Raw genomic sequence first — 23,293 nt, 5'->3', positions numbered from 1 at the left:
TTCAGTCTTTGGTTGAGGATCGGGTCCTGTTGAACAACAGATAGAGAGCGTGCGGATTGGTCGTCAGATAGCGCCAGAACAACCGCCGTGGCTCGAGCCAAAGCCGCCAGGCCCATTCGAGGCCGACGATCTGCATCCATCTCGGCGCGCGCGGCCGCGAGCCGGACAGGAAGTTGAACAATCCGCCCGAGGTCTTGATGACGCCGACATTGCCGAGCCGCTGCATGTATTCGTCGACGAAGGCCTGCTCGTAAGGCACACCGAGCGCGACCCAGAGGAAGTCCGGCGCCAGGGCGTTGATCTCGTCCACCTTGGCCCGCAGCGCATCGCCGCGCAGATAGCCGTGCGAATGGCCGACGATCTTGAGCGCCGGATACGCCCGGCGGACATTGGCGATCGCCGCCTTGTTTTCGGCCTCGTTCGCGCCAAGCAGATAGAAGGTCAGCCCGAGTTCTTCCGCCTTGCGCGCGACGTCGTGGAACAGATCCGTGGTCGCGACGCGTTCGGGAAGCGGCTTCGACGACTTGAGTTTGGACACCATGACCAGCGGCTGCCCGTCGGCATTGATCAGGTCGGCGGCGCGGAACAGCCGGTCGGTCATCGGCTCGGTCGAGCAGCGCGACAGCACCTCGCCATTGGCCGATGTCAGGTACAGCGGACGATTGACGCGCCGGTTCGGATACACCGCATCGACCATGAAGTCGGCGGTCTGCTCGCGATCGAGCACCGCGAGCCGCAGCCCGCCGACGGTTGCCCGGGGGACCCCGGCGGTCGCAGCCCTGCCGACAGGATTGACGCGGCGCTCCCGCACCCCGCTCGACGTCGATGATCCGGTCGAGGACACCTGCTCGCCACGCGAAGTGTTGCAAATCCGGACAGGCGGAGCAGCCGTGTCCGAATTGAGACGCTGAGGCCGCTCGCGATCGATCTGCGGGCGCAACTTTGCATGGGAAACGCGGGCTTTTGGGCTGTGACTCAACATTTCAGCAGGGCTCCAGTACTTGCGTGCCCTGAACTGCAATATCCAGTCCAGACCTGCGCGATATCTCGCCGCAGTGTCATTGGTTCGGGCCGTAAAGAAATTGTTAACGATGCCGGTCGCTCGGCGTGGCCATAGAGGCGCGCCATCACCGGTCGATCCACCGAGGCAACGCGCGATCAGCAACAATGTGCAAAGGTCGAGTCACTACATTAATACAAATCGTATTCTGCCGCTGCCCGAGCCGATCAGCCTTGCTATAAGGACACCGCGCCGGGTTTGGTCGGCGCTTTGAAACAATCGTCTTGTTTGGTCTCACATGAATAAGAATGATGACGCCTTCGATGTCAGCATCGACGACGCATTCGACTTCTTATCTGAAGAATATGCTGACTTGTTTGAGGGCTCGGACGCGACCGCCTTCCAGCATCCGCTGTGGCTGGACAGTCTCTACCACAAGCTCGCTCCCGCCGCGGCCGCGAAGCCGCTGGTCGTCGTCGTGCGTCATCGCGCAAGCAAGGCGCTTGCAGCCGTGCTGCCGATGCTGCGCGTCCGGCGCGGGCCGATGCGCACGATTGAATTCGCCGATCTTCGCGTGTCCGACTACCTGTCGCCGGTCTGCAGCACCGCGACGTTCGCCGATCTGCTGCAGGACCGGCAGGCCTGCGAGAAGCTTCGGAAACTGATCCGGCCATTCGACCTGCTGCGCATGCCCAAGCTGCTCGATGCCAGGATGCCGATCGAGAATTTGTTCGGTGCGCCGCACCGCAGCCTGATGGATACCAATGCCTACGCGACGGTGCTGGCCGCGTCGTTCGAGCAGTGGCAGATCAATGCATTGGGCAAGTCCTATACGAAGGAGCTGGCAAAGAAATGGCGCCAGATCCACAAGAAGGGCACGCTCACCTTCTCGTGCTGCAACGACGCCGCTTCCATCGGCGAGGCCATGGCGACGATGCGGAAGTTTCGCGGTCCGCGCTTCCATGCACATGGTGACGGCGACCTGTTGCAGCGTCCGGAGTATTTCGATTTCTATTCGAGCGTGGCGCTGCGCGGCCTGGGCTCCTTTACCCGGCTCTATGCCATGAAGATGGACGGCAACGTCATCGCCACCGCCCTCGGGCTGGTGCACCGCGACAGCCTCCTCGTCGTCATGACGGCATTCGATGTCGAGGGGTACAAGAGCCAATCGATCGGCGCGCTGACGTTCGAGAGCGTCGCCAAGGATTGCATCGCGCGCGGCTGCCGGGTGCTGGATTTCACCATCGGTGACGAACCCTACAAGATGCAGTTCGGCGGTCAGCCGACGCCGATGTCGGCCGTGACGCAGGCCGGCAGCGCGGCCGGCGCGCTCGCCCTGTTTGCCCTGAAGCAGGCGCCCTGGATCAAGCAGGCCGCCAAGCGGGTGACCGACCTCAGGCCGATCCGCACCTCGACCGGCACGCGCTAGCGCCGCCGGAAATCGGCTATCGCACTTACCGGAGCGCGCTACGAACGCGCATGACCCATCCCGGATGAATCCGGTCCACCTGATGCGTGACCATGCGGCGCAGGAAGTGCAGCTTCCGCTGCATGGTCCAGCGTACATCGGTGTTCGCGGTCAACGCCTGCCGGTAGCGCGCCAGTTGCAGCGAGTGCTGGTCGGCGGCGAGCTTGTCCCGATCGGAATAGAACTGTGCGATCTTCTCCGTGCCCATGCCGTCGGTCTCGAGCCAGCGCGGCACATACTCGGTGCAGAGACGCTCGACATCCACCAGCAGGCGGCTGACGCCGGTTCCGGCCGCGGGACAGTTGGTCTGAAACGCATCGCCGATCAGCACGACGCCCGGCTGCAGATGGCCTTCTGCCACGGACAGGTCCATGACCCAGTTGTGCACCCGGCCGACGATCTGGAAATCACCGAGATAGGGCTGCAATCCCGGCATCAGGCGAAGCAGCGTCCGCCTGGTGTCGCGGCGCAGCTCGCGCATGATCGGATCGGTCGGATCGCGGAACATGAACAGGTTCGCCCGCATGCCGCCCGACATCGGAAACAGGCTGAGATAGTCGACGCCGTCGGCCACCTCCTTGCCGTAGCAGGTCAGGCCATCGAAGCCGAACGGCGCATTATCCGGCCGCGCGATCGTGAAGCCGAACGTGACCGAGTGGCGCGCGGCAATCATCTGCCGGCGCATGCCGAGATTGTAGCCGAGCGCGCCCGCCATGCCGGTCGCCAGAATGACCAGGCGCGAGACGACGCGCTTTCCGGAGGCCAGCGTCAGTTGCTGGCGATCCTCGCTGCAGCTGACATTGGTCACCTGGTCGAGCAGGAAGGTCGACGCTTCGGGCGTCAGGCCGCGGGCCATGTCGACGAGATTGGCATAGGAAATCCCGTAGGACCGGCCGACGCCGATATCGACCAGCCGGCCGCCCCTGATGTTGAGCACCCGGTCGTAGGACGAGGCGACGGCCTCGACGTCGTCGATGAAGCCGAGGCGGCGCAGGATGTCGATCTGCCGCCCGGCGATCTTCTCGACGCGGAATTCATCCGGCGGGATCGAGCGCTTGTCGAGCAGGACGACCCGGTAGCCGGCACGGGCGAGCACGGCTCTCGCGAGCGAGCCTGCCAGACCGGCGCCGACGATGGCGACATCCGTTTCAATCATGTCAGCCTCGCGGGTCGCGATCGGCTGGGTCGTGCTTTCCTCGGCAATCATCATGTCCGCTCCGAACGGCTAATTGGCCGCAGGACTGCAATTTCCTTGCCTGCCCCGCGGCCTTGCGGAACGCGTTCGATCGTTGAGGTTAACGAGATCACCTGGACTGCGACCAGCAGGTGTTCGGCACACGACTTGCACCAAAAATGCTCATGAAACTGATCTCTTGGAGCCTCCGCAGCAGAACGGCGGGGCAATTGCCTGGCCGTGGAGCTTCGATGACTGCCGCTGACGCGCAAACCCGGCCTCGACCGGCCCGGCCGATGCCGCCGGTCCGAGCGCCGGAGCAAAATCCGGTCTGCACCGTTTGGAGACAGCGCGGTCGGCAACGTTCCAGAATGGAGCAGCAGCGCGACCCGTCGGCCGGGTTCACAGTTGCAGGGAACCTGGGCGCCATGCGGAAGGAACGGAATCTTAGCAAGAGAACATTAACACTCCAGACTTCACCGATTGCTACGGTCAACAGCCTGACTGGATATTGAGACGTCTCTGGTGATTGCCTCTGTTCTTCAACTGCTCCGGCGCGACGTCACGCGCGGCGTTGCCGGGACCATCCTGCTGAAGGTTGGCAGCGGCGGGCTCGCGTTCGCGTTGTTTTCGCTGGCCGCGCGGGCGATGACGCCCGACGCGTTTGGAAACTTCGCGACCCTGCTTTCGGTCGCCCAGATCGCCTCGGTGGTGGGCCTGGTCGGCCAGGAATTGCTGCTGGTTCGCTTCCTCAATGAGTATGAGGTGCGCGGTCAGGCCGATTTCACCAAGGGCGTGCTGCTGTCGAGCTTGAAGTACTCCGCGATCGGGATGCTGATTTCGATTGCCGCAATCGCGGCGGCGGCAGGCATTCGCGGCGAGTGGTGGCTGCTGATCCTCTCGGTCTCGGCGTTCACTGCCGTCAATGCCGGCCTGATGCTCGGCAGCCAGATCGCGCGCTCCCTGGTCAGCATCCTGATGGGCGAAGGCAATCGGGAGTTCTTCTGGCGCGTTGCCGTCGTCCTGGTCCTGATCGCCGTGCTGTTCGGCCACCGGCAGCTCACCCCAACCGAATTGTTCAGCGCAATGACGGTCGCCATGGCGCTCGGGCTGGTCGTGCAGATCGTCTCGATCGTGCGCGTGCTGCCGAACCTGCGCGCGGTCACGGCGCGGTTCGAGACCTCGCGCTGGAACCGGAGTGCATTCCGCTTCTGGCTCTCCTCCATTCTCGAAGCGGCCAATCAGTATTTCGACGTCATCCTGGTCTACTGGATGCTGGATCCGGCCACGGCCGGCGTTTACTTCGCGGCCTCACGCCTGGCGAACCTCTTCGCGATGCTCTCGGCCGCGCTTTACACGTTCGGCGCACGGCGGCTTCCGTCGCTGTATTTCAGCAAGAACCACGTCGAGCTCGAGCATACGCTGAAGCTGATGGCCGAGGTCACCGCGCTCTGCGTGCTCAGCGGCCTCGTCATCGTCTGGATTGGCGCTCCCTATCTTCTCGGCCTGTTCGGGCCGCACTTCGCCGCGCAGCAGTGGGTGCTGATCGTGCTCGCAATCGGAACGGCGTTCCAGGCGGCGGGCGGGCCGTCCGCCGCGGTCCTGCAACTCACCGGGCACGAGCGCGATTATGTTCCTGTCGTCGCCGCCAACGTGGCGTTGCGGCTGGTGGGCTTCGTCGTGCTGATCCCCTGGCTCGGCGTGCTGGGTGCGGCGATCTCGGCGACGGTTTCCCTGATGCTCGCCACCATCGCGCTCAACGTGCTGTGCCGCCGGCGCACCGGCGTCGACCCGTCAATTCTGGTGCTGTCGCATCTGTGGTCGTCGAAGGGCGGCGCCTACGCCGTCCGCGTTGCCGACAGCAACGACTAGGGCGCGATGAGATCAGCTTGAATCGTCATCGCGCCTTGGGTTCTTGCTTAAGCATGATCTTTTCGGAGAACCGCTTCGCACTCTTCCGGATCAGGCTCTAGGACCTCAGCCCGCCTTCAGCTTGCCAATCCCAGAGCGGCGCCCTGCGGACTGCGAACCGCGGCGTCGACCGTCACGCGATTGACGACCAATGCGATCGGGACCGAACCGAAGCCGGACAGGTCGGTTCGCGCCTTGCCGATCGCAACCGGGTTGGCGGCGCCCTCGCGAACCACGAGGATCACCAGGTCGGCATGGGCGGCCAGCGCCACCGCGGCCGGCTGCATGGCAAACGACGATGCATCGACGATGATCAGGCCGAAATCGGCGCGAATGTCATCCGGCGGATAGGGCGGCGCCTTGCTGCTGGCGCCCAGCAGCTCGACGACCGACGGCAGGTCCGTCTTGATGATCCCCGAGCCTTGCGTCGCCGCGGTGTCGGCGCGCCTGGCTTCCACCTCGATCAGAACGCTGAGCATCCCGTTCTTCACGGCGGAGCGGTTGAGCGAGCGAGCGACGGTGCTGCCGCCCGCGCCGGCCTCGACCGACAGCAGCAGCGCCACCTTGCCGTGGTCCCCCGGAAGCCGCTCGATGTTCTCGATCAAGAGCTGAAGATGCGGACTGAGATCGGGCTCGGCCACCGCCGAGATCGGGGTCTGCCAGACGCTCCGGACGGCATCTGATGATACCATGTTGGGAATGCGGGCCAGCACCGGCATGCCCGGCGGCAATGCAGGTTGCGGCGCGGCCGGCGCCGGAGCGGGCGTCTCGGCACGACGCGGCGGCGGAATGGTCTTGATTGGGAGCTGCTTCAGATTCAGACCGGGAACGGCGACGATCGCGGTCGAGGTCAGCAGCGAGACGATCGCGAGCACGGCGAGCAGCAGCGGAAGCGGCGGAAGCGTCGAGCGCACCGGCGGCGTCGCAGGCGATGCGACCTTGGTTTGCGAGCTCTGCAGCAGCCGCTGCTCGTCGGTCGTCTTGTAGCGCGAGAGGAACTGCTCGTAGATGTTCTTGTTGGCATCGGCGTCGCGCTGCAGATCCTGCAGCTTAACGAGCGCCTGACCGTCGACCAGGATCTGCTGCTCGGCCGCCTTCAGCTGATCCTCGAGCGCCTTCTGCTGGTCGCGCTGGGCGTCGTATTCGGACTTCGCGGTGTCGATGCTCTTCTTGCGCTCGATCTCGATCTGCCGGTTGAGGTCGTTCAACTGGCTGAGCGATACCACGAGGTCGGGATGACGGTCGCCGAGCACCGCGCGCTTCTGCGCGATCTGGTCGTTGAGCGTGGAGCGCTGGGCGCGCAGCGCGCTCAAGAGATCCTGCTTGACCGGCCCGTCGACATTCGCCTTCAGGTCGCGCTGCGATTGCTCGTAGCGCGCCTTGGCCTCCTCGGTGCGGGCACGCGCGGCGGCGACCTGCTGTGTGAGGTCGGTCACGCGCAATTGCTGCGTGGTCGATTCCTTGCCGGCGTTGACGATCCGGTGCTCGAGCTTGAACTTGGCAACGGCATCTTCCGACGACCGCAGCCGGTCGTTCAATGTCTTGAGTCGGCTCTTCAGCCAGTCGGCGGCCTCGTCGGTCGCCACGCTGCGGGTTCCGCGCTGGCTGGCGACGAACGCCTCGGCCACCGCGTTGGCGTAGTACGCCGCGCGCTGCGGGTTGTTGGACGTGAACTTGATGGCGATGACATAGGTCAATCCGCGCCTGGAGATATCGAGCCGGTTGCGAAACCGCTCGAGCAGGCGCGTGGGATCGGTCCGGCCGCCCGCGATGTCGCTGTCCTCGGCGATCTTGAGCTGGTCGATCAGCGGCCCGAGAAATCCATCGGATTTGGCGATCTCGACGTAGCTTTGCAGTGCTGCGGCATCTTGGCCGATGCCCGGCAGGACGTCCTGATCCGCGGTCACCCGCTGCTCGCGCGGGTCGACGACGACGAGCGCGGTCGCCGCGTAGCGCGCCGGGACCAGCATCAACAGGATGACACCGATCGCGAAGATGATCGCGGCCAGCATCAGGATGCGTTGACCGTTCTCGCGGAAAAAAGCCACCACGCCGGGAATGCTTAGCATGCCTTTGGTGGTTTCCGCGGAAGATTGGCTCGTCGGCACGCCGGCCGTTTCCCACGACGCTGCGGGTTCCGTGACTTCGGAACGTCTCGGGCCTACGCGGCTACCGAACTTCATGAGGTTCTGACTCAAATTCAACTGACGGCACCGTTCGGCGCCTGCTCCAACGTAAATATCTATGGTTAATCTGCGGTTACCCCCTCCTGGCGCGGCCGTAACCAATTAGTTAACGAGGCGGTTGTACCCTATGTGTGAGACAATGACTCTCGATTGCTGGCAATGTCTGATCGCACTAAATGAGCAGTAACCTCAACACGCGCTACTCGGTGTACGAGCACGCTTCGCGTGATAAATACGCGCGCAAAAATGAGGGAGGCGAGTCCACTCCCTCGACGGGTGAGGAATCCGTGCTGCATTATTCACCAAGCACAGAATTGCGCGAGGCATCGACCGCATCGGGCGATCGACCGAACGAGAGCAAGCCGAAGCTGCGCGTCGTCCTGGTGCAGACCCAGGCCGAGAACGCCGGCGCGCAGGAGATATCGCGGCTGCTCGGCGCCGGCCTCACCGCGCGCGGCTATCACGTCAGCAACCTGTTCTTCTTCCGCAAATCGGACTCGTTCGACGAGCCGCCCAATACGTTCTATTGCGCGCAGACCCGCCCGGGAAATCCGGTGGCGCTGATGCGGATGCTGTGGACGCTCGCCGGCCATCTCAGGACCATCAGGCCGGACGTCGTCCTCACCTTCCAGCACTTCGGCAATGTGATCGGCGGCGGCGTGTCGCGCCTCGTCAGCCGCGCGCCTGTGATCGCCAACCAGGTCTCCTCGGCGCTGTCGATGAGCATGCCGGTGCGCGCCGCCGACATCGTCATGGGCTCTGCCGGTTTCTTCCAGTGCATCACGCTGAATTCGCGCGACATGGAGCGGGAATACGCCCGCTATCCCGCGCCCTATCGCGCGCGGATGAAGCACGTCCCGCATGGCTTCGACGACAAGTCGGACAGCCTGCCGAAAGACGTTGCACGGCAGCAGTTCAGGCTGCCGGCGGATCGCACCCTGCTCGGCTGCGCGGCGCGGCTGCACCCGCACAAGCGGCTCGATGCGGCCATTCGCCTGATGTCGGCCGACCCGTCCTGGCACCTTGCTCTCGCCGGTCAGGGTGCTGACGAGGCGCGGTTGAGAGCCCTGGCGGCCGAGCTTGATGTCACGGACCGGCTGCACTTCATCGGCGAGATTCCACCGCGCCAGATGGCCGATTTTCTGGCCTGCCTCGATGTCTTCGTCTTCCCCACGCAGGCCGAGACATTCGGCCTCGCGGCGGTCGAAGCCGCGAGCGCCGGCATTCCCTGCGTCGTCAACGATCTTCCCGTGCTGCGCGAGGTGCTGTCCTACCAGGGACGGCCTGCGGCAGTGTTCGTCGACGCCGCCGACGAGGCCGAATTCTCGGCCGCCGTGTCGAAGGTGCTGACAGATCGTTCGTTGAGCGACCAGCTGCGGCAAAGCGCCGTGGGTCTGAAGTCGCGTTATTCTTTGGATGCCATGATAGAGGAATACGTCCGCATTCTCGGCAACGCCGTCGGAGCGCACGCGCAGTAGGAAGTTGGGCTGGCTATGATTATCGAGTTTCGCTGCGATCGTGAGCAGGCGCGGCTCTGGATGTGCCGTGAGTCACTGCACATCAACGATCAGGATATTCCCGTTCAAATCACCTGGACCACGACGCCGGCGCCGCGCCCCGCCGGTCTCGACATGCTGTTCGAGCTCGAGCGCATCGTGCTGCGCAAGGGCAAGGCCGGCGGTGCCGACAGGCTGAAGGCGATCCCGGAGCGGCCGCGCGCGGGCAACCCCGACGCGGTGGTCGACTTCACCAGCGCCGAGCGCGATCCGGATTGCTCGGCCAGGCTCTATCTCCGTCCACGGTTCAACGGACACGCGGGGGAGAATGCCGCGCTGGCGGCCATTCTCGCCGGCGACCTGCCGGTGATCGAAATCGTCAATGAGCTCGACGGCACGGTCGTGGACCGCGGCCACCCCTCCGCGGAAACCGCAGCCGGCCTGAGCGGCGGGCTCGAAGCCGTCATGGCACGCACGCTGTCCATGCTGCCGCCGATCCTGTCGGGGGCTCCGCGGCTGGTGCCGCAACTGGCTGTTCCGGCGAACGGCAGCGCAGCACCGAATCCGGCACCCTTTGTCTTGCGTGGCGTGGCGACTTCGATCGCGAAGGAGATCTATCGCCTGTGCTGCTATGCGCCGCATTGGCATGTCGGCTGGCGCTTCGCCGAGAACGCGGATATCTGGCGCAGCGGTGACCTGTCCGGCCCGGCCTGGAACGTGCTCGGCGATCCCGGCAACCACTTCTATGCCGATCCCGTCCCGGTGAAATGGCAGGGTCGAACCTTCGTCTTCTTCGAGGACCTCGACCACCGGGTCGGCAAGGGCACCATCTCCGCCATCGAATTCGACGGTAAGGGCCCGGTCGGCGAGGTGCTGCCGGTGCTGGAAGAACCCTGGCACTTGTCCTACCCGTTCATGATCGAGAGCGACGGCGAACTCTGGATGATCCCGGAAAGCACCGGGCACCGCGACGTTCCGCTCTACAAATGCATCCGCTTTCCGGACAAGTGGGAGCGTCACTCAACGCTGCTGACCGGGCTCGAACTTGCCGACGTGACGATCACGCAGCGCGATGGCCTCTACTACATGTTCGGCGCCTGGCGCGACGGCACCGGCGGATATTCCGACACGCTGGCGATCTACTACGCCGAGCGGCTGTTCGGACCATGGCTCCCACACGCAAGCAATCCGGTGCTGATGGATCGCGCCACCACGCGGCCGGCCGGAAACTTCGTGACCGTCAACGGCGGACTGTGGCGGCCGGTGCAGGACTGCACCAACGGATACGGCGCGGCGCTCGGACTCGCGGAAGTGCTCGAACTGTCGCCGACGACGTACCGGCAGGCGGTCCGCCACCTGCTCAAGCCCGGGCCGCTGTGGACCGGACGCAAGCTGCACACCCTCAACCGGTGCGGCCAGCTCGAGGTGATCGACGGATCGCGGGTCCAGCCGAAGACCACGGCCTTCATGGCCAGCCTCCGGTCGGGCGACCGATCATCGCAATGGGATTGGCGCAGCGCGCTGGTGAAGCCGGTGGCGCGTCGGCTGCACTAGCGCGTTGACGCGATGGACTAGCTCAGTTCGTGTCGGCGCTCAACACGCCGCCGAACTGTTCCCACGAGCTTCCGGTCCAGCGTTGCAGCTGAAGCTGCGTGTAGGCCATGCTGTTGTCGGGACCGGTGTTGATCGTAATGCCCGGCATCAAGGTCGGCAGCACCAGCCCCTTGATGTTGCGCGCCTGCTTGACGATGTTCTCGCGCGACAGGTCGTCGCCGCATTGCTTGAGAACCTGCTCCAGGATCTGGCCCTGCTGGGTGCCGAACAGATAGTTGTTGTCGCCGATGTCGGCGCCGGGAAGATATTTCTCGAAGTGCGCACGGTACCACTTCATGCCGGGATCGTCGGCCCACTTCTTGTCGTTCGGATCCTTGGTGATGGTTGCGACCACGACGCCCACCGCCTTGTCCGCCCCGGCCGGCACGATGGTGGCGGAGACCGAGCTCGACACGTAATTGACGATGGTGAGCGGCGTCCAGCCGATCTCGCTCGCCTTCTTGATCGCCTGGGCGGCGAATTTCGGCGTGCCGGCGATCAGGAATGCCTGCGCGCCCGATGCCTTCAGCGTCACCACGCGGGATTCGATCGTCGGCTCGGTGACCTCATAGGGAGACGTCACCACCTTCTTGTCGAAGTCGGCCTTCAGGGTTTCCTTGAACGCGGTGACGAAGTCGCGGCCGAGATCGTCGTTCTGGTAGAGGATCGCGATCTTCGCATCGGGCGCCGTCTGCGTGATGTACTTGGCGTAGATCTTCCCTTCGGTGTTGTAGCTCGGCAGTCCCGTGGTGGTCAGCGGAAACTCGCTGAAGTTGGCAAACTTGGTCACGCCGCTGACGACGAACAGGTGCGGCACCTTTTTCGCGGTGACGTATTTGATGGTCGCGCCGATGCCGGGTGTGCCGAGTGGGCTGAACAGGAACGCCACCTCGTCGCTCTCGATCAGCTTCCGGGTCTGCTCCACCGCCTTGGGCGGCGAATAGGCGTCATCGTAGGTAATCAGGTTGATCTTGCGCCCGTTGACGCCGCCGCGGTCATTGACGGAATGGACGTAGGCGATCAGGCCCTTGCCGGTATTGCTGAGCGGCGATGCCGGGCCGCTGAACGGAAATGTCGCGCCGACCTTGATCTCCGATTCCGAGATACCCGGCGTTTCAGCGCGGACCGGAGCGGCAGCAAACGCGACGAGCATTGCAACGGATACCGCAAGCTTCCTCAAAGACATCGAATTCCCCCTTGGCCTTTATGAATTGATCGGCTGTTGCCAACGCCGCGCAGCGCCTACCAGACTTCGCCGAACGGTCTGATCTCGACATTGAACGACCACGCGCAGCGGTCCTGGTGGGTGACGTGCCAGATCTCGTCCGCGATCGCCTTCGGCTTGATGAAGAAGTCGTCCGGCCGCTCCGGCCAGCGCTTCCGCGTCCATTCCAGATCGATCACCGCATCGATCACGACATAGGCGACGTGCGCGCCGTGCGGCCCAAGATCGCGCGCCATTGCCTCGGCGAGGATCCGCTGCGCCGCCTTGGTCGGCGCGAAGCCCGCGAAGCCGGCTTTGCCGCGCAGCGCCGACGTGTTGCCGCTCGCGACGATGGCGCCCTTGCCGGCGCTGACCATCGCCGGGGCAAACCGCCTGGCCAGGTACAGCAGGCCCATCGTGTTGACCTGGAAGTTGCGATTGAGAATCTGCGGATCGATCTCGCGGAAGGTGCCGAACGCGCCGCCGACGGCGTTGTGGATCACAACATTGGGACTGCCGAGGTCGCGCTCCACGGCCGATGCCACGTTTTCGACCTGCGCGGGATCGGACACGTCGCAGCGATAGGCCTTTGCGCTGGGCAGCTGCTGCGCGAGCGCGGCGAGCCGCTCCTCGTTCCTCGCAAGCAGCGCGACGCGATAGCCGCCTTCTGCAAACCTCCTGGCGAGCGCCGAGCCGGTGCCGGGTCCAACGCCGGATATCAGACAGACGGGTGCGGACATGCGATCAATCCTCCGCGTTAGAGCCAGCAGGTGTCATGGTCAGGCCGCTGCCTTCGATCGCAGCTTCTCGACATAAGGCTTGAGGTCCGGCGCAAAATGCGCGTGCGCGACCAGCCGGGCAAAGTGAGCGAACATCAGCGGATACACATCCTGCACCCCGGGATGCAGGATCCTGGTCAATCCCTGCTTGTCCAATTGCTCGCTCCGCCCGTACTCGTTCATGAACAGCGCGAGCTCGGCGGCAAAGCAGATGTCGGCAATCGAGATGCCGTCCCCGACCAGCGTCTCGCGCCGCGGCGACAGCGCCTGCTCGATCCCGGACGCATAGATCGAGAACGCATCCCTGGCGCGGGCATGAATGGCTGCGTCGACTGTGCCGCCCGACAGTGCGAGCAGATAGATCTGGGTGTCGCGCGCGAACACCAGGCTGACATCGAGAAAGCTGTCGATCCTTGATGCCTCGTAGGCGTCACGCCCGTAGAGCGGGAACGCCGCCTCGCCGAGCCGCGCCACCGCGCGCATGATGCTGTTGGATTCGAAGATTCCGACCTTGCCGTCGGCGCCGAACGCGGCGGGCACATTGCCGAACGGATGCGCCGCCATGAACGCATCGGTCTTGTATAGCTGCGCGCCGGTCAGGCCGACCTTCCCGGTCCGCGCGAGCGAGGCGAGTTCAGCGCGCTCCTGCTCCGACAGTGGATGGGCATCGTAATCCCACAGCCAGTCCCGCAACTCCTTGCCCGAGGCGCCTCTGACCTCGATCTCGACGCCGCAGAACCGGGCCGCGATGGTTGCCTTCCAGACCCGCGGGTTCGGCATGTAGGAGAAGATGCGCAAGGCGGCCATGGCGGCTGCTCCAAATGCTATTGTCTCAGGCGGCCAGCTTCAGGATCTTGACGACGTCAGCGGGCTCGCGGATCGGCTGCGGGTTCGCCCGTGTGAAGATCGACAGCATCGCGTTCCTGCCGATCAGCTCGAAGCGGTCTTCGCCGACGCCGACATCGGCAAGCCGCCGCGGCAGACCGAGCTCCGCGATGAACGCCGCAAACGCCTCGCCGGCGTCACGCCCCGGCGCGCCGAGGGCGGCGGCGATCGATTGCTGGGCCGCCTCCGTCGCCGGACGGTTGTAGCGCAGCACGCTCGGCATCATCACCGCCGTGCAGAAATAATGCGGGACGTCGCAGGTGCCGCCCAGCACATGGCCGATAGCGTGGCTGGCGCCCATCGGCACCCGCGACTGCAACCCGAACGCCGACAGCCAGGAGCCGAGCTGGCAATTCAGCCGCGCGGCTTCGTCGTCGGGATTGGCCTTGGTGCGCAGCAGGCCGTCGTGCAGATAGCGCAGCCCCTGCTGGCAGACTGCGTCAACCAGGACACTGGGCCGGCTGGAGCAGATCGCCTCGATGCCGTGATCCATCGCGCGCGTGCCCGAGCCGAGCCAGAGCTTCTCCGGCGTGTACTTCGTCATCGCCGGATCGAGGATGATGCTGCGCGGCATCATCATCGGGTGGTTGAAGATCTGCTTCAGCTTGCGGCTGGTGTCGGTGACCAGCGCACCGGAATTGTACTCGCCGCCGGAGAGCGTGCTGGGGATCGCGATCATCCGGACCTTCGGCGTCCGGAACGGGCCGAAGCGGCGATCCGGCGTAGTCTCGAAACCGTCGAGCCCGGCCGGCTCGAAGATCGCGTGCTCGATGCACATCAGCACGATCTTCGCCGCATCGACCACCGAGCCGCCGCCGATTGCAACGACGAGATCGGCCCTGGCATCGCTGGCCAGCCGTGCGATCTGCGTCACCACGTCCCGCGTGGTGTGCTGCGGCACGCCGTCGAAGGTCGCAGCATGGCGATCGCCGAGTGCCTTGCGGATCTTCTCGACCTCGTCGGTCGTGGTGTTCAGCGTGCGGCTGGCGATCAGATGGACGCGCCTGGCGTCGAGCCGCTCGGCCTCCTCGCGCAACGCCTCGGCCGCCGGCTTGCCGTAGATCACGGATTCCATGGTGGGATATTGATGGCTGCCGGTGACGCCCATGCTTTGCACTCCCTCGATGTATCCGCGGGTCACGCCGCCGGTCAGGCCGACAGCTTGGTGAAGTCAGGCTGACGCCGCTCGGCGAAGGCGGCAAAGGCCTCGCGCGCCTCGGGCGTGGTCAGCCGCTGCTTGAACAGCACGCCTTCCTCGGCGATCTGCGCCGCGATCCGCTGGTGCTCGCGCATCAGCTGCTTGGTCATGGCGAGCGAACCCGCCGGCCGCTTGGTCAGCGCGATCGCCGCGTCATGCGCCTTCTTGCGCAGATCGGCCTGCGGCACCACGGCATTGGCGAGGCCCGATGCCAGCGTGCCCTGCGCGTCCATCGGCTCGCCGAGCGCGAACATCGCATAGGCGCGCGCATGCCCGATCCGCAACGGCAGCAGCCAGCTCGACGCCGCCTCCGGCACCAGCGCGAGATTGACGAACGGCGTGATCAGCCGGGCATTCTCGGCGAGATAGACCAGGTCGCAATGCAGTAGCATGGTGGTGCCGACGCCGACCGCATTGCCCTGCACCGCCGCGACCAGCGGCTTACCGACCTTGCTGATGGTCTCGATGAAGCGGTGCGCGGGGCTATCGACCGCGGCCTCGCCACGCGCCTGGCTCGCGAAATCAGCGAGGTCATTGCCCGCGGTAAAGCTGTCGCCGTCGCCCTGGAACAGGATGACGCGGACGGATGGGTCCGCCTCGGCCTGCTTCAACGCGTGCGACATGGCGTCATACATGGCGCCGGTCAGCGCGTTCTTCTTCTCGGGCCGTTGCAACGTCAGCGTCATGACGCCACCGGCTATCTCAACCTTGACATGTTCCTTCATGGCCATCTCCTCAGGCGACCGCGCGGGCGCGCTTGGTTTCGAATGTGCCGTCGAGGAAACCGGTCAGCCGTTGCCGGATGATCTGCTCAGCCTCGGCCATGATGCGGTCGATCAGCTCCTTGACCGTCGGGATGTCGTTGATCAGGCCGACCACCATGCCACAGCTCCAGGCGCCGGCATCCATCTCGCCCTCGATCATCACCTTGGGATAGACACCGGCGACCTGCTCGTGGATGTCCTCGATCTTCAATTTGGCGCCCCTCTCGCGCTCGATCTCGAGCAGCTCATCGACACCCTTGTTCTTCAGCACCCGCTCGGTATTGCGCAGCGCGCGCATCACCAGACGCGTGTCGAGCTCGTCGGCATCGAGCAGCGCCTGCTTCACATTGGGATGAACAGGCGCTTCCTTGGTCGCGATGAAACGCGTGCCCATATTCATGCCGGCGGCGCCCATCGACAGCGCCGCGACCAGGCTGCGCGCATCCGCCATGCCGCCCGAGGCGACGAACGGGATTGTCAGCTCGTCCGCCGCGCGCGGCAGCAGGATCATGTTCGGGATGTCGTCCTCGCCGGGATGTCCGCCGCACTCGAAGCCGTCGACGCTGACCGCATCGCAGCCGATCTTCTCGGCCTTCAGCGAGTGCCGCACCGAGGTGCATTTGTGGATCACCTTGATGCCGGCGGCCTTCAGCGCCGGCATGTACTGTTCGGGGCTGCGGCCCGCGGTCTCCACCGCCTTGACGCCGCCCTCGCGGATCGCTGCGATATATTCCGGATAGGGCGGCGCGGTGAAGCTCGGCAGGAAGGTGAGGTTCACGCCGATCGGCTTGTCGGTCATGTCGCGGCAGCGCGCGATTTCCTTGGCCAGCAGCTCCGGCGTCCGCTGGGTCAGGCCGGTGATGATGCCGAGACCGCCGGCATTGGACACCGCGGCCGCCATCTCCGCGAAGCCGACATAGTGCATGCCGCCCTGGATGATCGGATGCTGGATCCCGAACAGTTCAGTGATTGCTGTCTTCACAGATGTCTCCCGCGTTGCCGGTCAGTGGACGATTTCGAACAGGCCGGCCGCGCCCATGCCGCCGCCGATGCACATGGTCACGACGCCGTATTTCGCCTTGCGCCGCCGGCCCTCGATCAGCAGATGGCCGGTGAGCCGCGCCCCCGTCATGCCATAGGGATGGCCGATCGCGATCGAGCCGCCATTGACGTTGAGCGTCTCCGGATCGATGCCGAGCTTGTCGCGGCAATAGATCACCTGCACCGCGTAGGCCTCGTTGAGCTCCCAGAGATCGATGTCGTCGATCTTCAGATTATGCCGCTTCAGCAGCCGCGGGATCGCGGCAACCGGGCCGACGCCCATCTCGTCCGGCTCGACGCCGGCGGCGACGAAGCCGCGGAAGATGCCGAGCGGCTTCAGCCCCTTCCGCGCGGCGATCCTGTCGCTCATGATCACGCAGGCCGAGGCGCCGTCCGAGAGCTGGCTGGCATTGCCGGCGCTGACGGTCTTGCCCTCGAACACCGGCTTGATCTTGGCGAGCCCCTCCGCCGTGGTGTCGGGCCGCGGGCCTTCGTCCTTGGCCAGCGTCACCTGCTGGAAGCTGACCTCCTTGGTGTCCTTGTTGACCACGGCCATCTTGGTCGTGAACGGCACGATCTCATCGTTGAAGCGGCCGCCCTGCAGGGCGGCGCCGACGCGCCGCTGGCACTCCAAGCTGTATTCGTCCTGTTTGTCGCGGCCGATCCCGTAGCGCTCGGCGACGACCTCTGCGGTCTCGAGCATCGACATGTACATCTCGGGCTTCATCGCCATCAGCTCGTCGTCGACGGCGTGGAACCGGTTCATGTGCTCGTTCTGCACCAGGCTGATCGACTCGATGCCGCCGCCGATCGCGATCTCGACGCCGTCCAGCATCACCGAGCGGGCGGCGACCGCGATCGCCTGCAGGCCGGAGGCGCATTGCCGGTCGATGGTGGTGCCGGCAACGGTGACCGGAAGTCCGGCGCGGATCGCGCCCTTGCGCGCGACGTTCATCACCATGGTGCCCTGCTGCATCGCGCAGCCCATCACCACGTCCTCGACCTCACCCAGCGCGATGCCGGCGCGCTTCACGGCTTCGGCCATCACATGGCCGGCCAGGGTCGGGCCGTCGGTGTTGTTGAGCGCGCCGCGATAGGCCTTGCCGACGCCGGTGCGTGCGGTGGAAACGATGACTGCATCCTGGGACATGCTTGCCTCTCTGAATTAAGCCGCGTCGAGCTGCGCATAGCGCAGCACGTGGTAGGCGGGATCGCCGAACTGGATGTTGATGGAAGAAATCCGCTTGAAGTAGTGGCCGACATTGAGCTCGTCGGTCATGCCCATGCCGCCGTGCAGCTGCACCGCCTGGTCGGCCACGAACTTGCCGGTATAGCCGATCTTGGATTTTGCACCCGACGCCAGCCGGGAGACGCCGGCTTCGTCGTCCCTGAGGCTGAGGCTGAGGTGCTGCATCAGGGATAGCGCTTCCTGATGCGCGATGAACATGTCGACCATCCGGTGCTGCAGCACCTGGAAGCTGCCGATCGTGACACCGAACTGCTTGCGCGTCTTGGAATAATCCAGTGTCGCGTCATTCAGCTCGCCGATCGCGCCAACCGCCTCGGCACAGAGCGCGCCGATGGCGCGGTTGCGGCAAGCCTCCAGCGCGGCGACGCCCTCGCCTTCCTTGCCCAGCAACTCCCCGCGCACGCCGCGCAGGCTGATCTCTGCCGCGCGGCGGCCATCGATGGTCCTGAAGCTCTGCAGGTCGAGATTGGCGGCGCGGCGATCGACGACGAACAGGCTGACGCCGCCGCGATCGTGACGATGGCCCGAGGTGCGCGCAGAGACGATGAGGTAGTCCGCCCATGGCGCGGCGATGACCGCGGTCTTCTCCCCGCTCAGCACATAGTCGTCACCGTCCCGGCGCGCCGTGGTCGTGACGGTCGCAAGATCGAAGCGCGAGCCCTTCTCGGTCCAGGCCAGCGCCCAGAGCTTCGATCCCGCGATGATGTCGGCGATATAGGCCTGCTGCTGCGCCTCGGAACCCGCCTGCTCGATCAGGCCGCCAGCCACCACGACCGTCTCGAGGAACGGCTCGACCACGAGATGCCGGCCGAACTCCTGCATGATGATCATGGTCGACAGCGGCCCGCCGCCGAGCCCGCCGGCGGCCTCCGAGAACGGCGCGGCGAGCAGGCCGAGCTCGGCGAATTCGGCCCACTGCTTGCGGCCAAGACCCTCCTCGCTCGCGACGATCTTGCGGCGGGCGTCGAAATCATACTGGTCGCGCAGCAGCCGCTGGACGCTGGACCGCAACAATTCCTGCTCTTCCGTGAACTGGATATCCATCCGATCCTCTCGTTGCGCTGCTGCTAGAGCGTGATGAGACGCGCGTTGTGTCCTTGTTTGGGCATCGCGCCCTAGAGACCAAGCACCGCCTTGGCGATGATGTTGCGCTGGATCTCGTTCGATCCGCCGTAAATCGAGAGCTTGCGCGAGTTGAGATACTTCTCCGACGCGGTGTGGCCGTAGTCAGGGCCCGGCATGAAGTGATTGGCGCTGACCGGATGCTCGCGGATCGCAAGCCCATAGTTGCCGATCGCCCGATGCGTCAGCTCGGTGATATCCTGGAAGATCTCGGTGCCGCGGATCTTGAACAGCGATGCGGCCGGACCCGGATCGATGCCGCGCGCCATCTGCGCGACGACGCGAAGCTCGGTCGCCTCCAATGCCAGCACGTCGAGCTCGACGCGGGCGATATCCCTGATGAATTCGAGATGTGCCGGATCGTCTTCGGGGATCTCGGCCTTCACGATCTTCTTCAGCCGGTTGAGATAGCGCGTCGAGCGGCCGATGCCGGCCATGCTGGTGCGCTCATTGCCGAGCAGGAATTTGGCGTAGGTCCAGCCCTTGTTTTCCTCGCCGATCAAATTCTCGGCGGGGACGCGGACGTTCTCCAGGAAGACGTCATTGACCTCGTGCGAGCCGTCGATGGTGATGATCGGGCGGACGGTCACGCCCGGCGACTTCATGTCGATCAGGAGGAACGAGATGCCGGATTGCGGCTTGGCCGTGGGATCGGTGCGGACCAGGCAGAAGATCCAGTCCGCATGCTGCGCCAGCGTGGTCCAGGTCTTGTGGCCGTTGACGATGTAATGATCGCCGTCGCGCACCGCCTTGGTGCGGACGGTGGCGAGATCGGAGCCGGAGCCCGGCTCCGAATAACCCTGGCACCACCAGTCCTCGCCGGACAGGATGCGCGGCAGGAATTTCTTCTTCTGCGCGTCGTTACCGAACGTGTAGATGACGGGACCAACCATGGTGACGCTGAACGCCAGCGGCGGCATGGTGCCGGCGCGCGTCGTCTCCTGCTCGAAGATGAAGCGACGGGTGATCGACCAGCCCGGCCCGCCATGTTCCTTCGGCCAGAGCGGCGCGATCCAGCCCTTGTCGTGCAGGATGCGATGCCACAGCAGCATCTGCTCCTTGGAGAGATCAGTCTCCGGATTGGCGACGCGCATCTCCGCCGGATAATTGTCCTTGATGAAGGCGCGAACCTCGTCGCGAAATGCCGCATCTTCAGGGGATAGCGCGAGCTCCATCTGCCGTGCTCCTTACCACTTCTCGCCGAAGGGCCGGATTTCCAGCTCGAAGGTCCAGGCGCTCTTCGGCTGCTGGTAGAGCTGCCAGTAGGACGCGGCGACCGACGCCGGCGGCATCAGCAAATCGGGATTGTCGAGCGCGTTCGGGCCGAGTGCCTCGAGGCGGCGCTGCCGCACCCATTCGGTGTCGACGCCGGAATCGATGATCAGATGCGCAACGTGGATGTTCTTCGGGCCCAGCTCGCGCGCCATCGCCTGTGCCACGGCACGCAGGCCGAACTTGGCGCTGGCAAAGGCGGCATAACCGCTGCCGCCGCGGAGCGACGCCGTCGCGCCGGTGAAGAAGATGTTACCCGCTCCCCGCGCCGTCATCAGCCGCGCCGCCTCGCGTCCCGCCAGGAAGCCGGAATAGCAGGCCATTTCCCACACCTTGCGGAACACGCGCTCGGTGGTCTCGAGGATCGGGAAATTGACATTGGCGCCGATGTTGAAGATGCAGACCTCCAGCGGCGCATGCTTGTCGGCGTCGTTGAGGAAGGCAGTGATCTCCTCCTCCTTGCGCGCGTCGAGCGAGCGCGCATGTATCTCGCCGCCCGCGGCCTCGATCTCCTTGACCAGCGGCGCGAGCTTGTCGCCATTGCGGCGGCCGGCGAAGATCGTGAAGCCCTCGGAGGCGAACTTCTTGGCGATCTCGCCGCCGATGAAATCACCGGCACCAATGACGGCAACCGTCCTGTTTCTCTTCTGCATGGTGTTCTCCGGTCTTGCTCGAGTGAATTGTTCTGCGGACGGTGCGCCAGTTCAGCTGCGCAACGATTCCGCCAGCTTGTGCTTCAACAGCTTGCCCGTCGATGTCGCGGGCAGCGCGTCCATCAGGATAATCTCCGACGGCCGCTTGTACGAGGTCAGTTGCGGAGCAACATGGGCCATCAGGTCCTGCGCGGTCACCGTCGAGCCCTTGATCAGCTGCACGAAGGCGACGACTTCCTCGTTGCCCTCGACCGCCCGGCCGACCACGGCGCACTGCACAACAGCGTCATGCGTGCTCAGCACCGCCTCGATCTCGGCCGGATAGACGTTGAACCCGGAGCGGATGATCATCTCCTTGGTGCGCCCAACGATATAGAGCGCGTCATTCTCGAAGCGGGCGAGATCGCCGGTATTGAACCAGCCGTCGGGATCGATCGCCTTGGCGGTCAGATCGGGCGCGCGGTAATAGCCGCGCATCACGTTCGGGCCACGGACGTGAAGCTCGCCGACTTCGCCCGGTGCAACCGGCTTGAGGTCGCGGCCGACCAGCCTTGCTTCGATGCCCGCCATGACGGCACCGACCGCGTGGTCGGCCCGCGGGTTGTCGGGCCGGACACCGGAGATGCCCGGCGAGCATTCGGTGATGCCATAGCCGTTGAGCAATGGGAGGCCGAGTTCCTGTTCGACCCGGGACTTGAGTTCGAGGTCGAGCGGCGCGCCGGCCACCGAGATCACCCGCAACCGGCCGCGATCGAGCTTCGGCAGGCCGGCATTGCGGCGGTATTCGAGCAGGCGCTGATAGGTCGCGGGCACGCCGTTCAGGATCGTGATGCCTTCCTCGGCCATCGCCTTGACCAGGGCGACCGGATCGTATTTTGCGACGAGGCGCACGGTGGCGCCGACCATCAGGGTCATGGTCAGCAGCGAGATGCCGACGATATGCGAGATCGGCAGCACGCAATATTGCACGTCGTCGGGCCCCATCTTGCGGAAGGCCGCGGTACCGCGGGCGCTGAACAGGAGATTGCGATGGGTCAGCATCACGCCCTTCGGCGTGCCCGTGGTGCCGGACGTGTAGATGAGGACCGCGACCTGGTTGGCGCCGTCAGCCTCGACCGGCTCGGCCACCGTTGCCAGGTTCAGGCTGGTGACGGCGATCCCGCGGAGCGGGCCGACATCCTGCACGATGGCCTCATAACGCACGGCATGCGCGGCCGCCTCCTGCGAGACGTCGGCGGTCAGCAACACGCGGCGGGCGCCGCTGTGGTCCCTGATCTGATCTAGCTCACGCGGCGACAGCCGCGGATTGACCACGATCGACCAGACATCGAGCCGGCTTGCCGCCAGCAGCAGGCAGGCGAGCGGAATGGAATTCTCGCTCACGATCATCATGCGGTCGCCGGCGCGGATGCCGAGCGCCTGCAAAGCGGCGGCGACGCGATCGACCGCTTGATCGAGCTCGCGATAGGTCAGCCGCATCGAGTCGTCGATCAGCGCCGGATGATCCGGCGTCGCCACGACGTGGCGATTGATCACCTCGTGGATGCGGTTCGGCAAGCCTTCCACACTTCCTTCAGCAATTTGGGTCGACGCCTGCACTGCAACCTCCCTGCATCAGCCCTTCGGGCTTGATTGTTGTGTTGAGGAATGTCCCGCTCAGGCGGTCTTGCGCTGGCCGGCGGCCAGCTGCGCGACGATCTCTTCCTCGACCTCGCGCAAGCGGTCCTTGCCGAAGAAGATCTCGTCACCGACAAAGAAGGTCGGCGAACCGAACGAACCACGCGTCACGGCATTGCTGGTGTTGTCGATCAGCTTCTTCTTCACCTCGTCCTGCTGGGTGCGGGCGATGATGCGGTCGATGTCGAGGCCGGAGGACAGGAACGCCTCGCGGAACACCTGCGGATCGTCCATCTTCTTAGGCTCGGACCACATGTGGTGATAGGCGGCGCGGAAATACGGCTCGAACAGCCCTTCGAAATCGGCGGCGACGACGCCGCGCATCAGCATCAGCGTGTTGACCGGAAAGAACGGGTTCGTCCTGAACGTCGTGATGTTGTAGCGGCGCAGGAAGCGCTCGGTCTCGAGCGCGTTGTATTCGGGCTTGTTCTTGATGCCGCGGAGTGACTCGCCCGGCGACATGTTGCCGGTTGCCTTGTAGACGCCGCCGAGCAGCACCGGGACGTAATCGAACTTGACGCCGGTCCGCTTCTCGATGCCCGGCAGCGCAAGTTCGGCGAGATAGGCGTTGGGGCTTCCGAAATCGAAGTGAAATTCGACCTTGAGCGGAGCAGCCATGGA

The 23,293-nt window shown here is 64.9% G+C and carries 19 protein-coding genes; 4 read left to right on the top strand and 15 right to left on the bottom strand.

Annotation, left to right across the window (positions count from 1 at the left end):
- Position 1: 1 nt before the first annotated feature.
- Positions 2-811: a WecB/TagA/CpsF family glycosyltransferase gene (locus ACVILL_RS20375; RefSeq protein ID WP_456734311.1), complete on the bottom strand. Its 810-nt coding sequence runs from the start codon at positions 809-811 to the stop codon at positions 2-4.
- A gap of 487 nt (positions 812-1,298) precedes the next feature.
- Between ACVILL_RS20375 and ACVILL_RS20370 the strand changes: the two genes are divergently transcribed.
- A complete protein-coding gene (locus tag ACVILL_RS20370) occupies positions 1,299-2,429 on the top strand; it encodes a GNAT family N-acetyltransferase (protein ID WP_456730687.1) in 1,131 nt (376 codons plus the stop codon).
- A 25-nt stretch (positions 2,430-2,454) separates the two neighbouring features.
- Here ACVILL_RS20370 and ACVILL_RS20365 read toward each other — a convergent pair whose 3' ends face one another.
- Positions 2,455-3,675 carry an FAD-dependent oxidoreductase gene (locus ACVILL_RS20365; RefSeq protein WP_456734310.1) on the bottom strand — a complete coding sequence of 407 codons (1,221 nt, stop codon included), beginning with the start codon at positions 3,673-3,675 and terminating at the stop codon, positions 2,455-2,457.
- Positions 3,676-4,167: 492 nt separating this feature from the next.
- Here ACVILL_RS20365 and ACVILL_RS20360 point away from each other — a divergent pair, with 492 nt between their 5' ends.
- Positions 4,168-5,514 (top strand): lipopolysaccharide biosynthesis protein, encoded by a 1,347-nt coding sequence (locus ACVILL_RS20360; RefSeq protein WP_456730686.1) that lies wholly within the window; start codon positions 4,168-4,170, stop codon positions 5,512-5,514.
- Between the two features lie 116 nt (positions 5,515-5,630).
- Here the strand turns inward: ACVILL_RS20360 and ACVILL_RS20355 are convergent, their stop codons facing one another.
- The gene (locus ACVILL_RS20355) at positions 5,631-7,736 is read right to left on the bottom strand and encodes a GumC family protein (RefSeq protein ID WP_456734309.1); all 2,106 of its coding nucleotides are present in this window, start codon (positions 7,734-7,736) and stop codon (positions 5,631-5,633) included.
- A gap of 290 nt (positions 7,737-8,026) precedes the next feature.
- Between ACVILL_RS20355 and ACVILL_RS20350 the strand changes: the two genes are divergently transcribed.
- Positions 8,027-9,217 (top strand): glycosyltransferase family 4 protein, encoded by a 1,191-nt coding sequence (locus tag ACVILL_RS20350; protein ID WP_456734308.1) that lies wholly within the window; start codon positions 8,027-8,029, stop codon positions 9,215-9,217.
- A 15-nt stretch (positions 9,218-9,232) separates the two neighbouring features.
- Positions 9,233-10,789, top strand: coding sequence for a glucosamine inositolphosphorylceramide transferase family protein (locus ACVILL_RS20345; protein ID WP_456730685.1), 1,557 nt, complete (start codon positions 9,233-9,235; stop codon positions 10,787-10,789).
- 22 nt (positions 10,790-10,811) lie between these two features.
- Here ACVILL_RS20345 and ACVILL_RS20340 read toward each other — a convergent pair whose 3' ends face one another.
- The 12 genes from ACVILL_RS20340 to ACVILL_RS20285 form a co-directional block, all read right to left on the bottom strand.
- Complete coding sequence (locus ACVILL_RS20340) at positions 10,812-12,014, bottom strand: ABC transporter substrate-binding protein (RefSeq protein ID WP_456730684.1); 1,203 nt, start codon at positions 12,012-12,014, stop codon at positions 10,812-10,814.
- A gap of 56 nt (positions 12,015-12,070) precedes the next feature.
- A complete protein-coding gene (locus ACVILL_RS20335; RefSeq protein ID WP_456730683.1) occupies positions 12,071-12,772 on the bottom strand; it encodes an SDR family NAD(P)-dependent oxidoreductase in 702 nt (233 codons plus the stop codon).
- 39 nt (positions 12,773-12,811) lie between these two features.
- Positions 12,812-13,618: a glutathione S-transferase gene (locus ACVILL_RS20330; protein ID WP_456730682.1), complete on the bottom strand. Its 807-nt coding sequence runs from the start codon at positions 13,616-13,618 to the stop codon at positions 12,812-12,814.
- A gap of 25 nt (positions 13,619-13,643) precedes the next feature.
- Entirely contained in the window at positions 13,644-14,804 is a 1,161-nt protein-coding gene (locus ACVILL_RS20325) for an iron-containing alcohol dehydrogenase (RefSeq protein ID WP_456730681.1), read from the bottom strand.
- Between the two features lie 41 nt (positions 14,805-14,845).
- The gene (locus tag ACVILL_RS20320) at positions 14,846-15,619 is read right to left on the bottom strand and encodes an enoyl-CoA hydratase-related protein (protein WP_456730680.1); all 774 of its coding nucleotides are present in this window, start codon (positions 15,617-15,619) and stop codon (positions 14,846-14,848) included.
- 10 nt (positions 15,620-15,629) lie between these two features.
- Positions 15,630-16,640 carry an NAD(P)H-dependent flavin oxidoreductase gene (locus tag ACVILL_RS20315; protein ID WP_456730679.1) on the bottom strand — a complete coding sequence of 337 codons (1,011 nt, stop codon included), beginning with the start codon at positions 16,638-16,640 and terminating at the stop codon, positions 15,630-15,632.
- A 21-nt stretch (positions 16,641-16,661) separates the two neighbouring features.
- On the bottom strand, positions 16,662-17,849 hold the full coding sequence (locus ACVILL_RS20310; protein WP_456730678.1) for an acetyl-CoA C-acyltransferase: 1,188 nt from the start codon (positions 17,847-17,849) through the stop codon (positions 16,662-16,664).
- Between the two features lie 15 nt (positions 17,850-17,864).
- The gene (locus ACVILL_RS20305) at positions 17,865-18,992 is read right to left on the bottom strand and encodes an acyl-CoA dehydrogenase family protein (RefSeq protein ID WP_456730677.1); all 1,128 of its coding nucleotides are present in this window, start codon (positions 18,990-18,992) and stop codon (positions 17,865-17,867) included.
- 71 nt (positions 18,993-19,063) lie between these two features.
- On the bottom strand, positions 19,064-20,245 hold the full coding sequence (locus tag ACVILL_RS20300; protein WP_456730676.1) for an acyl-CoA dehydrogenase family protein: 1,182 nt from the start codon (positions 20,243-20,245) through the stop codon (positions 19,064-19,066).
- Between the two features lie 12 nt (positions 20,246-20,257).
- Positions 20,258-20,995, bottom strand: coding sequence for an SDR family oxidoreductase (locus ACVILL_RS20295; RefSeq protein WP_456730675.1), 738 nt, complete (start codon positions 20,993-20,995; stop codon positions 20,258-20,260).
- A gap of 51 nt (positions 20,996-21,046) precedes the next feature.
- On the bottom strand, positions 21,047-22,561 hold the full coding sequence (locus tag ACVILL_RS20290) for a class I adenylate-forming enzyme family protein (protein WP_456734307.1): 1,515 nt from the start codon (positions 22,559-22,561) through the stop codon (positions 21,047-21,049).
- A gap of 90 nt (positions 22,562-22,651) precedes the next feature.
- The gene (locus ACVILL_RS20285) at positions 22,652-23,290 is read right to left on the bottom strand and encodes a DsbA family protein (protein ID WP_456730674.1); all 639 of its coding nucleotides are present in this window, start codon (positions 23,288-23,290) and stop codon (positions 22,652-22,654) included.
- Positions 23,291-23,293: the final 3 nt, after the last annotated feature.

The sequence above is a fragment of the Bradyrhizobium sp. USDA 3364 genome (genome assembly GCF_054056355.1).
Note: the sequence above shows the minus strand (reverse complement) of the source record. Positions and strands in the feature narration are given on the sequence as shown.